This is a genomic window from Streptomyces sp. NPDC000134 (genome assembly GCF_042899225.1).
In the GTDB taxonomy this organism is placed as follows: Bacteria; Actinomycetota; Actinomycetes; order Streptomycetales; family Streptomycetaceae; genus Streptomyces.
This window is the reverse complement of record NZ_JBIAZN010000011.1, coordinates 13991-27002: the sequence shown is the minus strand read 5'-3', so window position 1 is coordinate 27002 and position 13012 is coordinate 13991. Positions and strand designations below refer to the sequence as shown.

Annotated in this window: 16 protein-coding genes; 10 read left to right on the top strand and 6 right to left on the bottom strand. The window is 71.7% G+C overall.

Annotated features, from left to right (window positions below):
- Positions 1 to 17: 17 nt before the first annotated feature.
- A complete protein-coding gene (locus tag ACFY32_RS17950; protein WP_359198322.1) occupies positions 18 to 851 on the bottom strand; it encodes a class II glutamine amidotransferase in 834 nt (277 codons plus the stop codon).
- A gap of 258 nt (positions 852 to 1109) precedes the next feature.
- Between ACFY32_RS17950 and ACFY32_RS17945 the strand changes: the two genes are divergently transcribed.
- Complete coding sequence (locus ACFY32_RS17945) at positions 1110 to 2138, top strand: phytase (RefSeq protein WP_359198319.1); 1029 nt, start codon at positions 1110 to 1112, stop codon at positions 2136 to 2138.
- A gap of 143 nt (positions 2139 to 2281) precedes the next feature.
- Entirely contained in the window at positions 2282 to 2470 is a 189-nt protein-coding gene (locus ACFY32_RS17940) for a hypothetical protein (RefSeq protein ID WP_359198316.1), read from the top strand.
- Positions 2471 to 2897: 427 nt separating this feature from the next.
- On the opposite strand, the gene ACFY32_RS17935 is transcribed toward ACFY32_RS17940, so the two are convergent.
- A complete protein-coding gene (locus ACFY32_RS17935; protein ID WP_359198313.1) occupies positions 2898 to 3164 on the bottom strand; it encodes a hypothetical protein in 267 nt (88 codons plus the stop codon).
- A gap of 338 nt (positions 3165 to 3502) precedes the next feature.
- On the opposite strand from ACFY32_RS17935, the gene ACFY32_RS17930 reads away from it, so the two are divergent.
- The 5 genes from ACFY32_RS17930 (at position 3503) to mmuM (ending at position 7520) form a co-directional block, all read left to right on the top strand.
- The gene (locus ACFY32_RS17930; protein ID WP_359198310.1) at positions 3503 to 3676 is read left to right on the top strand and encodes a hypothetical protein; all 174 of its coding nucleotides are present in this window, start codon (positions 3503 to 3505) and stop codon (positions 3674 to 3676) included.
- Positions 3667 to 4494, top strand: a complete 828-nt coding sequence (locus tag ACFY32_RS17925) for a hypothetical protein (protein ID WP_359198307.1) — start codon at positions 3667 to 3669, stop codon at positions 4492 to 4494. Before ACFY32_RS17930 ends, ACFY32_RS17925 begins: the two co-directional genes overlap by 10 nt.
- Entirely contained in the window at positions 4491 to 5423 is a 933-nt protein-coding gene (locus ACFY32_RS17920; RefSeq protein ID WP_359198304.1) for a DUF6895 family protein, read from the top strand. The genes ACFY32_RS17925 and ACFY32_RS17920 overlap by 4 nt, the downstream gene beginning before the upstream one ends.
- Complete coding sequence (locus tag ACFY32_RS17915) at positions 5423 to 6529, top strand: serine hydrolase domain-containing protein (protein WP_359198301.1); 1107 nt, start codon at positions 5423 to 5425, stop codon at positions 6527 to 6529. The genes ACFY32_RS17920 and ACFY32_RS17915 overlap by 1 nt, the downstream gene beginning before the upstream one ends.
- 94 nt (positions 6530 to 6623) lie before the next feature.
- Positions 6624 to 7520, top strand: a complete 897-nt coding sequence (gene mmuM, locus ACFY32_RS17910) for a homocysteine S-methyltransferase (protein ID WP_390674667.1) — start codon at positions 6624 to 6626, stop codon at positions 7518 to 7520.
- Between the two features lie 4 nt (positions 7521 to 7524).
- Here mmuM and ACFY32_RS17905 read toward each other — a convergent pair whose 3' ends face one another.
- Positions 7525 to 7995 carry a hypothetical protein gene (locus ACFY32_RS17905; RefSeq protein ID WP_359198295.1) on the bottom strand — a complete coding sequence of 157 codons (471 nt, stop codon included), beginning with the start codon at positions 7993 to 7995 and terminating at the stop codon, positions 7525 to 7527.
- A gap of 175 nt (positions 7996 to 8170) precedes the next feature.
- Here ACFY32_RS17905 and ACFY32_RS17900 point away from each other — a divergent pair, with 175 nt between their 5' ends.
- On the top strand, positions 8171 to 9085 hold the full coding sequence (locus ACFY32_RS17900; protein ID WP_359198292.1) for a chlorophyllase: 915 nt from the start codon (positions 8171 to 8173) through the stop codon (positions 9083 to 9085).
- Here the strand turns inward: ACFY32_RS17900 and ACFY32_RS17895 are convergent.
- Positions 9070 to 9915 carry a GNAT family N-acetyltransferase gene (locus ACFY32_RS17895; RefSeq protein ID WP_390674666.1) on the bottom strand — a complete coding sequence of 282 codons (846 nt, stop codon included), beginning with the start codon at positions 9913 to 9915 and terminating at the stop codon, positions 9070 to 9072. The genes ACFY32_RS17900 and ACFY32_RS17895 overlap by 16 nt on opposite strands.
- 20 nt (positions 9916 to 9935) lie before the next feature.
- Positions 9936 to 10385: an ATP-binding protein gene (locus tag ACFY32_RS17890; RefSeq protein WP_359198286.1), complete on the bottom strand. Its 450-nt coding sequence runs from the start codon at positions 10383 to 10385 to the stop codon at positions 9936 to 9938.
- Positions 10386 to 10470: 85 nt separating this feature from the next.
- Between ACFY32_RS17890 and ACFY32_RS17885 the strand changes: the two genes are divergently transcribed.
- Together ACFY32_RS17885 and ACFY32_RS17880 are read left to right on the top strand one after the other, a co-directional pair.
- A complete protein-coding gene (locus ACFY32_RS17885) occupies positions 10471 to 11286 on the top strand; it encodes a Scr1 family TA system antitoxin-like transcriptional regulator (protein WP_390674782.1) in 816 nt (271 codons plus the stop codon).
- A complete protein-coding gene (locus ACFY32_RS17880; protein WP_390674665.1) occupies positions 11283 to 11522 on the top strand; it encodes a DUF397 domain-containing protein in 240 nt (79 codons plus the stop codon). Before ACFY32_RS17885 ends, ACFY32_RS17880 begins: the two co-directional genes overlap by 4 nt.
- On the opposite strand, the gene ACFY32_RS17875 is transcribed toward ACFY32_RS17880, so the two are convergent.
- Positions 11479 to 12972, bottom strand: coding sequence for a carboxylesterase/lipase family protein (locus tag ACFY32_RS17875; protein ID WP_390674663.1), 1494 nt, complete (start codon positions 12970 to 12972; stop codon positions 11479 to 11481). The genes ACFY32_RS17880 and ACFY32_RS17875 overlap by 44 nt on opposite strands.
- Positions 12973 to 13012 lie beyond the last annotated feature (40 nt).

Below are 13012 nucleotides of genomic sequence, written 5' to 3'. Positions count from 1 at the left end.
CCTCCCGCTCGCGGGGGCTACGGCGCCTGCGGGGTGAAGGAGAAGCGTCCGCCGCCGGTCGGGCTGACTACGCCGTAGGTGCCCTCCGGGACCTCGTTCCAGACGCCGGGGAGGTCGCCGAGGGGTTCGGAGACGATGAGGCGGGTGGAGTCGGAGGCTTCGCGGAGGAAGGCGAGGTCGGGGTGGAGGGAGCGGAGGGTTTCCACCCGGGTGCTGTAGAAGAGGGAGCGGGACGCCTTCTGGGTCGAGTAGCGGAAGGCCCAGACGGACTCGCCGTCGGTGGTCGCGATCGTCATCTGGAGGGGGTGCTCCACTCCGTGGGCGCGGCCCACCTCCTCCACCAGGCCGGCCATCCGGGCCACCGCCGTCGGGGGGTCGTGCTCCAGGCCGAAGGTGAGGGCGAGGTAGAACATCACCTCCGAGTCGGTCGAGCCCTCGATGTGCAGGAACAGCTCCGGGTCCACGGCCGTGACCAGGTCGCGGCGGATGCGGGGGTACTCCGCGATCGCGCCGTTGTGCATCCACATCCAGCGGCCGTACCGGAACGGGTGGCAGTTGGTCTGCTGCACCGCCGAGCCCGTCGAGGCGCGGATGTGGGCGAAGAACAGGTGGGAGCGGACATGGCCCGCGATCTCCCGCAGGTTGCGGTTGCTCCACGCCGGGCCGACCTCGCGGACGATCGCGGGGGTGTCCTTGGCCGGGCCGTACCAGCCGACGCCGAAGCCGTCGCCGTTGGTCGTCTCGACGCCCATCTTGGCGTGCAGGCTCTGGTCGATGAGCGAGTGCGTCGGCTTGTAGATCATGTTTTCGAGCAGGATCGGGGAGCCCGAGTAAGCGAGCCAACGGCACATGTCCACCGCCTTGTCGTCGTTCCATCACGTCCGGCCGCGGGGGCGGGCGGGCTCTGTTCCAGCATCGCAGGACCGCGACGCCGACGCCCCGCGGCCGGCGCCCGTCGCCGGGACGCGCGCCCCCGCGCCCGCCCCGGCGCCCCACTCCCCCGCCCCTACCCCGCAAACCGCAGGTCACCCACGCGTCACGCACGGCTTCTACCGTCCCTCTGCCCCTTGATCCACTCACGGGGGGCACGATCCGGAAGGAGTCCGCCTGTGCTCACCGCCAGGTCCACCACTCGCGTCACCGCCGCCGTTCTCGCCGCCGCGGCGCTGCTGGCCCAGGCCGCCTCGCCCGCCTCGGCCGCCGTGGACTTCGATGTGACGGCGACCGTGGAGACGGCGCCCGTCTCGCACAGCGGCGACGCCGCCGACGGCCCGGCGATCTGGGTCAACCCCGCCGACCCCGCCGAGTCGGCCGTCATCGCCACCGACAAGAAGGGCGCCCTGGAGGTGTACGACCTCTCCGGTGCCCGCCTCCAGCGCATCAGCGGCGACTACGGCAACAACGTCGACCTGCGCGGCGACATCGTCGTCTCCGCCGACGACGAGGCCGAGGACGGCGACGGCGCCATGCACGTCTACCGCATCGACCCCGCCACCCGGAAGCTCACCCACCTCAGGGACATCCCCACCGAGGTCACCGCCCACGGCATCTGCATGTACCGCTCCCCCTCGTCCGGCAAGCTGTACGCCTACCCCAACTCCACCTCCGGCCGGGTGGAGCAGTGGGAGATAGCCGTCAGCGGCAACACCGTCTCCGCCACCTCCGTCCGCCTGTTCGACGCGGGTGACGCCGTCGAGGGCTGCTACGCCGACGAGCGCACCGGCAGGCTCTACCTCGGCGAGGAGGACACCGGCGTCTGGGTCTACGGCGCCGAGCCCACCGCCGGCACCGCCCGCACCTCGCTGGACTCCGCGACCTCCGGCCACCTCACCGCCGACGTCGAGGGCATCGCCGCCGCCGGGAACCGGCTGTTCGTCTCCTCGCAGGGCAGCGACGACTACACCGCCTACGACCGCTCCTCCGGCGCCTACCTCGGCCGGTTCTCCGTGGTGGGCGGCAGCGCGGCCGACGACTGCGAGGACACCGACGGCATCGACGCCACCGCGTCCGCGCTGGGCACCACCTTCCCGCAGGGCATGTTCGTCTGCCAGGACGGCTCGAACTCCGCGCCCGGCACCAGCGGCAACCAGAACTTCAAGTTCGTGCCGCTCCAGCGGATCACCGCCGTGCTGGGATGACGGCCGGGGGCGGCCGGGCGGTTCCCCTCCTCCTCCTTCGAAGGGCCACCGCCCGACCGTCCTCAGACGATGGTGACGAGGAAGGGCCCGGCGGTGGTGGTGAGGCCCCGGGGGTCGCGCAGGCCAGCAGGTCCGTACTGGTGATGACGACCGTGTCGACGAGGGTGTGCCCCGCGAAGTCGCCCGAGGTGATGATGCCGGTGGACACCAGGACGGTCGTGCCGTCCGGGCGCAGCGCCAGGCTGCTGGTGAACGTGAACCGCGAGGGCGACGTCCCCGGCTTGCTCCAGGTGATGCTGCCGTGCCGTCACTGCTGCCGCCCAGGCAGTTGAGGTTGCCGCTGCCGCTGAACTCGTAGGTGCCGCCGGCGTGCGTGAAGTCGAGGGACACGCAGGGGACGGTAACGGGTCACGGCGCTGTGGGGATTCGCGGGCACAGCCAATCGAGATCCTGAGGAAGAGGGACGTGTGTGGGCGGCGGTACCGCGGCGGGTACAACCGCCGCCACAGCGGACAGGAAACGCGTTCGGTGAGGACGTGGGCTCCGGCCGCGGCCTGGCGGTGCGTCTGTTCGCCGACGGCCCTGGGGTATCGGCTGGCAATGCCGGTCGGCGCACTGTCACGTGGGAGAACGACACGCTGTCGATCGCCCGCGCCTGGGGCGCCACCATCTCTGGCAGCCACTCGTCGATCCGCCACCTGACCGGCGCCGGACCATTCAGGTCCACTCAAAGCGACGACGCACTAGCAGGTCCCGGCGTCAGGAACCGATCGGAGCGCAGTTGACCCCGACGGCATTGATACTGGTGAGCGGGGGCAGCGGCACCAGAACGTTGAGGTTGGTACAGAAGTAGGTGATGCTGACCGGCTGGCTGACGTGCACCGTGGCGTTCAAGTGAATACCGAGTTGGACGTTGTCGCACCCCTCGAACGTGCTCACCAATCCTGTCAGAGTGGCCGTCTGGCAGTTGATGAGGGGCTCGGCCGCCGTTTCCGCCGATGCGGGAGCGGCCGCGGTGGCTATCACGGCTCCCGCCGCCAGGAGACACGCCGCGCCTGTTCCGGCAAGTTTTGAACATTCTTTGATCCTTTCCCAGCACTCTGGTCAGATGTGACAGTCCGCAGATTACTCTCCCTGCACCCAGCGCGGGAATAGCAATACCTGTTATTCCGATCAGAGTTCTGTAAGTGGCTGTTGTTATCACCGGGAATCCTGAGGCGGATACCGCAACCGAGTCGACTCGTTCCGGCGCTCGCATCAACATCAAATCGGACCTTACAACGCGCAGCTTTCACTTGTTTCATTGCGAAGCCGCCGGGTAGCCAACACTTCAAAGCCACACTCTCCCCCGATGGAGGAATTCCATGTTGTTCACCGAAACACTCAGGGAAAAGACTGCTGCAGTGGACACCCCGTTGCTGGAGGAGCTGGTGGCCGCTCCCGAGGCGGCGGTGAGTGACGCGCCTGCGTACCGTCCCGCATGCGCCGGCCACGTCGTCTGGTCCCCGAAGGAGCCGAAAGACCCCGAGTGCTCGTGATCTCCGATCGGGCACGCGCCGTACACAGTGATTCCGCGGAGCGTCTGGCCCGCGCCGCTCTCGGTGCCCTCCTGGGCACCGAGAGCGGGTGTGTGGTGGCGCGGCACCTGCTTGCCGCGGCGCAAAGCGACGAGTTCGCCGGCGGAAGGCCGGCGTCGCCGGCATCCGCCACCTCGGTAGCGGCGACCGCGGTACGCATGCTGGGTGCCAACGTGCTCGCTCCGTACGCGCTGACCGGTCGGGCCCTGCCGCCGGAGGAGTCGGAGGCCGTCCGCGCGGTCCTTCCCGTTGCACGACCGGCTGGATTGAGCCCGCCGACGGCGGGCGAGCGGGAGCGGTCCTGGGAGTTGAGATGGGTGGACTGGGGACTCGCGTGCGTGCTGCACCACCTGGATCCCGCCGCCCCCGGCCCGGACCGCACCACGCCGCCGGGCCCGCCGCGGTGCGACGCCGGTGCGCCGCGCCGCGTGGACGCCGGCCCGGGCGCCGAAGGCCGGAGTGAAGGCTGGGTACCCTGGTCCTTGCGGATGGGTCGGGTGGCCTCGCTCGCCCTGCCCTGTCTGGACGGTCCCGTCCACCACGCCGCGCGGCGCAACGCCCTGCCGCTGGCGCGTGGCGCCACGCGTGCGCTCCTGCGGGGTGACTACAGCACTGCGGCACGCATCACGCGCTGGCTCGCCTGGCTCGCCGCGGACGGTGTGCCACCGTGTCTCGATGTGGATCTGCTGACACAGGACATCGCCCTGCGCGGTGGTGGCCGACGGTGCCTGCTGGACGTGGCCCTGGCCCGCCAACTGCTCGATCTGGAGATCGGATGAGCGGTGACGCGGCCCGGACCACGCACACGGCCGGCTCCCGCGCCCTGGGCTGGCTGCACCGTCACCGACGGCTGGGCGCGCTGGCCGGTGAGGACCCCGACACGCGCCTGGACACCTACAAAGCCCTCGGTGAAACGGCCCTGACCGCTTGTCTGGTGCTGCACCACGGAGCCGCCGGCAGCCGGGAGCGCGTACTGGCCCGCGAGCTGCTGGAGTTCTGCTGGTCCGAACTCGACGAGGGTCTCGTTCTCTACCAGCGTCTGCTGCGCCACCCCCTGGCCACGGATCCCGTGGAGTTGTACGGCCACCTCGCCGGGGCCGGGCTCCGGCATCCCGGTATGGAGCGGCTGCTGCCGCACTTCGCCGCCGTCGGCACCGCACGAATCGTTGAGCACGTACCCAATCGGCGGCTCGCCGTCGCCAACGCCCTCCGCATGGCCGGTCACGGACACCGCCTGGAGGGCACGGAATGGCACCGGCTGACCCGGGCGACCTGGCTGGGCAACCTCCCTGTTCCCTGGCAGATCGACTGGGCGACCGGTTACGCCGTCACCCACACCGTCTACCACCTCACCGACTGGGGCAGACGACCGGACGGCATGCCACACGACATGACGGAATATTTCTCCCGCTGGCTGCCCGTCTGGCTGGACATCTGGTCGGAGACTCGTCAGTGGGACCTGGTCTCCGAACTGCTGCTGGCCGGGCTCTGCCTGGACGAACCGTACGACCCGGCCGACGACCTGCGGCGCCTGGCGGAACAGCAGCACGAGGACGGGCTGATGCCGAGCGACGGACGGCCCGTCGGGGACGACCCCGTCACCCGCTTCCAGGACCATCAGCACACCACTCTCGTCGCCGCCGCCACCATGACACTGGCGCTCGCCCGCAGTCTCGATGTCGGCGGTGGTTCGTCGGGGAACCCATGATGACCGTTTCGTACTCCGGTGACCCCAAGGATCACCAGCTCCCCCCGGACATGGTGCGCCGGGTGACCCGCCCCCTCCTGTCCGCGGCACCCGGCGCGAGCGCGGTGACGGTGGCGCTGCACCGCGACGGACGCCGGGCGCTGGTGGCGCGCGGCCGGATCGCCTACCGCGACGATGCGCGGGCCGACGCGCACACGCGCTTCGAGATCGGCTCCCTCACCAAGACGTTCACCGCCCTGCTATTCGCCGAGCAGGCAGCCCGCGGCGAACTCGGCCACCACGACCGGTTGGCCGACCGCCTACCCCCCGGAACGGGTTTGCCCACGGGTGGTGCCGCGATCACCCTCACCCACCTCGCCACCCATACCTCCGGCCTCCCCCTCGCCCCGCCCGGTCTGCCTCACCTGCCACCCCTTCTGCTCCACACAGTGATGCCGCGGCTGATGGCACCCCCCTACGAGGTGTTCACCACCGCCGACCTGCTGCGTGCACTTCCCAGGAGCCGCCTGAGAGCCGGCCCCGGCACACGCGTGCGCTACTCCAACTTCGGAGTCGCCCTCCTGGGACAGGTCCTGGCGCACACGGCGGGCGGCGTTCCCTATCCCGCCCTGCTCGCCGCCCGCGTGCTCGACCCGCTACGACTCCGGGACACCGACTGCTCGCCCACCGGGCCGCCAGGGACCACCCAGGCAGCCGGCTATCATCGCAGGCGCTCCCAACCTCCCATCCGGATGCCCGGCATGGCTGCCGCGGGAGCCGCCCGGGCGAGCGCACACGACTTGCTCACCCTCGCCGAGGGACTCCTCGATCCTGCCTCCGCCGCCGTTCCCCCCTCCCTGCGCACCGCTCTGGCCGACGTCCAGCGCCCCAGGCTCCGCCTGCCCCCCGGCAACGGACTCGCGCTCGTATGGAACATCCGCCCCCAGCCTGACGGCACCTCTCTCCGCTACCACGCGGGAGGAACCTTCGGAGGTACCGCCTTCGTCGGCTTCAGCCCCTCCCACGGCACCGCCCTGGTGGCGCTGGCGAACACCGCCGCACAACGCGACAATCACCTTGTCCAGGAGGCTTACAACGCCCTGCTCAGGCTCACCCGACAGGGCTGACACGGGCAGCGGCCGTAAGCGCCGGAAACGCGCGCCCGCCAACGCGCGAACGGCTTGACCGGCCACCTCGCGGAGTGCGACTAACGTCGGAAGCATGTCCACCCACCTGGCAGAGGAACTCGCCGCCCGCCCCCTCGTCCTGGACGGCGGCCTGTCCAACCAGCTCGCGGCGGCCGGGTACGACCTCGGTGACGAGCTGTGGTCGGCCCGGCTGCTCGCCGAGCGGCCCGAGGCCCTGGTCGAGGCGCATCTCGCGTACTTCCGGGCCGGGGCGGACGTGGCGATCACGGCCAGCTATCAGGCGACCTTCGAGGGGTTCGCGGGGCGCGGGATCGGCCGGGAAGACGCCGCCGGGCTGATGGCGCTCAGCGTCGACCTGGCCCGCGAGGCGGCCCGCCGGGCCGGTGCCGGACGGCCGCTGTGGGTGGCGGCGTCCGCCGGGCCGTACGGGGCGATGCTCGCGGACGGGTCCGAGTACCGGGGGCGGTACGGGCTGGGCGTCGGTGAACTGGAGCGGTTCCACCGGCCCCGCCTGGAGGTGCTCGCCGCCGCCCGGCCCGACGTGCTCGCGCTGGAGACCGTGCCCGACACCGACGAGGCGGCGGCGCTGCTGCGGGCGGTGCGCGGGCTGGGGGTGCCGGCCTGGCTGTCGTACACCGTCGACGGCGGGCGGACCCGGGCCGGGCAGTCGCTGGAGGAGGCGTTCGGGCTCGCCGCCGACGCCGACGAGGTGATCGCCGTCGGCGTGAACTGCTGCGCCCCCGAGGACGTCGGGCACGCCGTGGCCGTCGCGGCGCGGGTGACCGGCAAGCCGGTCGTCGCCTACCCCAACAGCGGGGAGACCTGGGACGCCGCCGCCCGCGACTGGACCGGGCGCTCCAGTTTCGACGCCGAGCGGGTACGGGGGTGGCGGGACGCCGGAGCCCGGCTGATCGGCGGGTGCTGCCGGGTCGGGCCCGGGACGATCACCCGGATCGCGGCCACCCGCTAGCCGCTCAGTCGCCGTCCGGACCGCCCGTGTCCACGTCGGGCACACCCGGCGGCCCGGCCCCCTCGGGGTGCGGTGTCCCCGTGCCGCCGGAGACGGCCGTCGCGGTGATCAGGCCCGCGACGCAGGCCACCATCAGGGCCGTACCCGCGAGGAACAGGGCGGCCCACGGCGGGCTGTCCACGTCCACGTCGAAGAGGACGAGCAGACCCGCGCCCGGACACACCCCGAAGACCCAGGAACCGCAGACGGTGGCCACCGTCAGGTTCTGATGCAGATCGCAGGGCGCCCGTCCCGGCCGCACGACCGGGATCAGGGCGACCGCCTGGCAGGCCAGGCACACGAGGACGACGACGGCACAGCCCGCGAACGACAGCGGACGCGACCAGTAGGACACCAGCCCGGCCAGGGCGCCGAGGAACGTGCCCGTGTTGCCCGCCACCACCCACACCGAGCGGGACCGCAGGAGATCCAGCACGCCGTCGACCATGCGCCGCCCCCGTACGCCGCTACCGCCCCGGCTTGCATCATGCCCACGTCGGCAGGGGCCCGTACATCCCCCTGCCTCCCCGGCTTGCAAAACGGAACAGCGCTCCGTATCGTCCTCGACATACCGGAGCAGTGTTCCGTTTATCTGCCTGAGAGGCACCTCCATGTCTGTTGCGCATTCCTCTGCGGTGATCACCGCCAAGCCCGTGGTCCTGCCCGCGCCGGGGCGCGGCGAGGACCTCCAGGTCGCGGTGTCCGCGCCCGCGACCGGGAGCGGTCTGCCCGTCGTCGTCTTCTCGCACGGTTTCAGTTGGTCGATGGACGGTTACGCGCCGCTGGCCGACCACTGGGCCGCCCAGGGCTTCGTGGTCCTGCGGCCCACCCACCTCGACTCCCGCACGCTCGGCATCCCCGCCGACGACCCCCGGACGCCCCGGATCTGGCGGCTTCGCATCGATGATCTGAAGCGGGTACTGGACGGACTGGATGTCCTGGAGGCCGCCGTGCCCGGACTCGCCGGGCGGGTCGACCGCGACCGGATCGCCGTCGCCGGGCACTCCTGGGGCGCGCAGACCGCGAGCACCCTGCTGGGCGCACGCGTCCTCGACTCCGACGGGGTGCCCGGAGAGGACCTGTCCGACCCCCGGGTCGGCACGGGTGTGCTGCTGGCGCTGACCGGGCTCGGGGACAGCCTGACGCCGTTCGCCGCCGAGCATCTCCCGTTCATGCGGCCGGATTTCTCCGCCATGACCGCGCCCGCGCTCGTCGTCGCCGGTGACCGCGACGACTCCGCGCTGTCCACGCGCGGACCGGACTGGTTCACCGACGGCTACACCCACAGCCCCGGCGACAAGAGGCTGCTCACCCTCTTCGGGGCCGAGCACTCGCTCGGCGGCATACCGGGCGAGAGGGTCGCCGAGACCACCGACGAGAGCCCCGCCCGCGTCGCCCTGGTCCAGCGGCTCAGCACCGCCTTCCTGCGCGACACCCTGCACCCCGGCGACACCGCCTGGAAGGCCGAGGCCGCCGCGCTGGAGGCGGACCCCGAGCCGCTGGGCCGCCTCTACGTGAAGTCGTAGAGGGCGAAGTCCGCCACCGGGACGTAACCGAGGCGCCGGTACAGGGCGTTGCTGGTCGGATTGGCCAGATCCGCGAAGAGGACGACCTCCTTCGCGCCCTCGGCCAGCGCGTCCCGGGTCGCCTCGGCCGTCACCGCGCCCGCGTAGCCGCGTCCGCGCGAGTGGGCCGGGGTGTACACCGGGCCGACCCGGACCTGGCCGGCGACCGGCGGGTTCACGCCCGCCATCGACACCGGCGTGCCGTCCGGGGTCTCCCAGAACACATAGCGCCGGTGGCCGACACGCCGCTCGTCCACGGACCGGGGGTCCTCTCCCACGGCGGCCATGAACTCCCGGTTCCAGCGGACCACTTGTCCGGCGTCCCGCTCCCCCGCCCACCGCGCCCGGCCCTCCGGGAACGGCTCCGGCGGCGTCAGCGTGCCCAGCCGGTACAGCCGCTGCCGTTCCCTCAGTACGGGCGTCGCACCCGCGTGCCGCCGCCACGCCCGCGCGAACACGGCGGCGGCGGCCTCCTCCGACCGCACCCCGGGCAGTACGTGACCGGCGCCGGCCAGCCTCGCGGCCAGCAGGTCGGCCTGCGCACCGGTCACCGCCGTCAGGTTCAGCCCGGCGGGCGGGGTGCGGAAGAACGCCGCCCGCACCTCGCCCTCCTCCTCCAGCAGACCGAAAACCGGGGCCTCGGCCCCGAACGCGTCCGGCCCCCGCGACCGCAGCGCCTCCGTCACCGTCAGCGCGACGGAGTGCAGCGCCGGGCGCGCGTGCAGGAAGTCCCCCGCGCGGGCCAGGAATTCATCGACGTCCTCGGTGAGGTACCAGTCATCAGGGCGCATGCCTCATGGTTCCTCGCCCGTCACCCGGGCGCCCCCGAATTTTCCGCGAACTCGCACCACACCGTCTTGCCGGGGCTCCGCTCCCCCACCCCCCACTTGTCCGCCAGCACCGACACCAGCAGCAGCCCGCGTCCGCCCTCCCCCGGTTCCCGCACCGCCGGTACTCCGCCCCCGCTGTCGTGCACCTCGACCCGGACCAGTCCGTCGTCGTACGCCAGCAGCCGCAGCAGGAAGCCGCGTCCCGGCGGTACGCCGTGCAGCAACGCGTTGGTCGTCAGCTCACTGACACACAGCACTACGTCGTCCGCGCGCCTCCGCGCGCCCCAGTCGTCCAGCGCCCGTCGCGTGAACTCCCGCGCGGCGGGCACGGACCGGCGTTCACGACGGTAGAAACGCTCACGCTGAGCAGGTGCGTGGAACAAGGGTGGAGTTTTGCCATTCACGTGACGAGAGTCACACTCCGTGGCCATCATCAAACAGTGCGTGCGCCCGTACGGCATTTTCGTACGGGGCCGCCACTGTGAAGGTACGCACGTGGGTGGGGAGTTCGACCGCATGGCCACGACTCGACGGAACACGTCCGCGATGAAGATGGTGGGCGCGCTGCTCGCGCTCTACCGTGAGGCGGCGGGGTACACACAGAGGTCCCTCAGTGAGGTCTTCAACATCAGTGAACAGCAGATCGCGTCCATCGAACAAGGCCGACGGCCCCTGAAGCCGGATCTCGCCGAGCAGCTTGATGAACGTCTCGGTACGAAGGGTGCGTTGTCGACTGCCGTCAGCAGGATGCCGGAGGTTGACCTGGTCCCGCTGTGGGCGGAGGAGTATCTGGACCGAGAACGCGAGGCCATCGCCATCTCGTGGTACGAGGCACTGGCCGTGCCGGGTCTGCTCCAGAGCGAGGCGTACGCACGGGCGGTCTTCCGCAGCCGCGTACCGGTCTATGACGAGGACGAGATCGAACAACTAGTGACCTCACGGATCGAGCGTCAAAAGATCCTGCACCGCAAGGTGCCACCGACTACCAGCTTCGTCATCTGGGAAGCGGCGCTACGCGACTGCCTGGGTGGCAAGGAGGTCTACGACGATCAGGTGCGCAAGTTGCGGGAGTACGCCGATGTACCCGGGGTCGCTCTTCAGATTCTGCCGCTCAACCGTACCTCGCACGCTGGGCTGGACGGTCCGTTCATTCTCCTGGAAACCCCCGAACATCAGCGACTCGGGTACAGCGAAACCCAGCGTGGGAGCACCCTGGTTGCTGACCCCGACGGGGTCGGGATCCTGACCCAGAAATATGCGATGCTGCGGACGCAGGCCCTCAACATGGAAGACACGAGGGCCATGTTGGACCACCTTCTGGGAGAAGCATGAGCGGCACGGCACTTGAGTGGTTCAAGTCGAGCTACAGCGGAAGCGAGGGCGGTGCTTGCCTCGAAGTCGCCCTCACCTGGCGCAAGTCGAGCCGCAGCGGCAGCGACGGCGGCAACTGCGTGGAAGTCGCTGCCCACCCCGCCGCCATCCACATCCGCGACTCCAAAACCCCCGCCACCCCCCACCTCACCGTCACCCCCGAAGCCTGGACCGCCTTCCTCCGCCTGACCCGCTGAGCGCCACCTCCCGGTCCCGCAGCCCCCGTACCGTGTGCGGCGACCCGGCCCCGTCGAAGATCCGTACGGGGTGGGTGGCGTCCCACGCCTCCCACCCCGGGTCGCCCGTCGCGGCGAAGCGGACCCACGCCGTGTGCATCGCCTCGGCAAGTGATCGGGGCGCCCCCTCCCCCGCGAGCCGCCGCGCGTCCGGCAGGTCGCCGCTGTCGAAGACGAAGCCCAGTTCCAGGGAGTGGCAGGCGCCGAGGTCGGGCAGGCCGGACGGCCAGGCGAACTCGTAGACGTACGACGTGCCGGGCCGCGCGTCGGCGAGGCGGTGCAGCGGGACGCGCAGCAGGTGGTCGGTGATCATCTGGCCGACGATCTCGGCGGTGCCCGCGTCGGGGCGCAGGGCGCGGTAACCGCGCGGGACGTCGTGGCCGCAGCGGCAGCGGGCCCGCGCGCCCGCGAGGGCGACCGCGCCGAGCCGGTCGACGCGTTGCAGCAGGCCGCCGGGGACCAGCCAGAGCCGGTACTCGTCGCGGGTCCAGCCCATCAGCAGGTCGGTGCCGGGGGCGGCGTCCCCGGCGACGAGCGCGTCGAGGGGGTCGCGGGGAAGGATGTCGTCGTCGACGACGATGCCGAAGGCGGGACCGCCGAGGACGGGGCTGCTGAGCCGGCCGACCTCGCCCTGGACGCGGAGCAGCAGGCCGCGGTCGACGGCGGCGAACGCCTCGGCGGTGGCGGGGATCTTCAGCCGGTTGGCCATGCGGCGGACGATCCGCCGTACCTTGGCGCGGTCGGTGGCCTCGGGGGCGCCGCTCTGGAGGACGGCCCGGCGGAACAGGCCCTGGGCGCGGGGGGCGGCGAGGAGCGCGCCGATGCTGATGGCCCCGGCGGACTGCCCGGCGAGGGTGACCCGGCCGGGGTCGCCGCCGAACGCGGCGATGGACTGCCGTACCCACTCCAGCGCGGCGATCTGGTCGCGCAGTCCGGCGTTGGCGGGGGCGTCCGGGAAGAGGGCGTAGCCCTCGATGCCGAGGCGGTAGTTGAGGGAGACGAAGACCACGCCGTCCCGGGCGAAGGTGCGGCCGTCGTACACCGGCACGTCGGACGAGCCCCTGGTCAGGGCGCCGCCGTGCAGCCAGACGAGGACGGGCAGGCGGGCGCCGGGGGCGGGGTCGGGGGTCCAGACGTTGAGGTTGAGGCAGTCGTCGCCGGGGAGGTCGGGGTCGCTGAGGTAGCGGGCGAAGGCTTCGGAGTACGGGGGTTTGGAGGCGGTGGGGCCGAAGGCGCCCGCGTCGCGTACGCCGTCCCAGGGGTCCGGCGGGGCGGGCGGTCGGAAGCGGCGGGGGCCGAAGGGCGGGGCGGCGTAGGGGATGCCCCGGAACACCGCGACGCCCTGCTCCCACCGGCCGCGCACCAGGCCGTAGGGGGTGCCGACCTCGGGGTCCGTCCGGTCAGCCGTCATGTGCCCACCAGCCCTTCCACGGCACCGGTACCGCTACAGG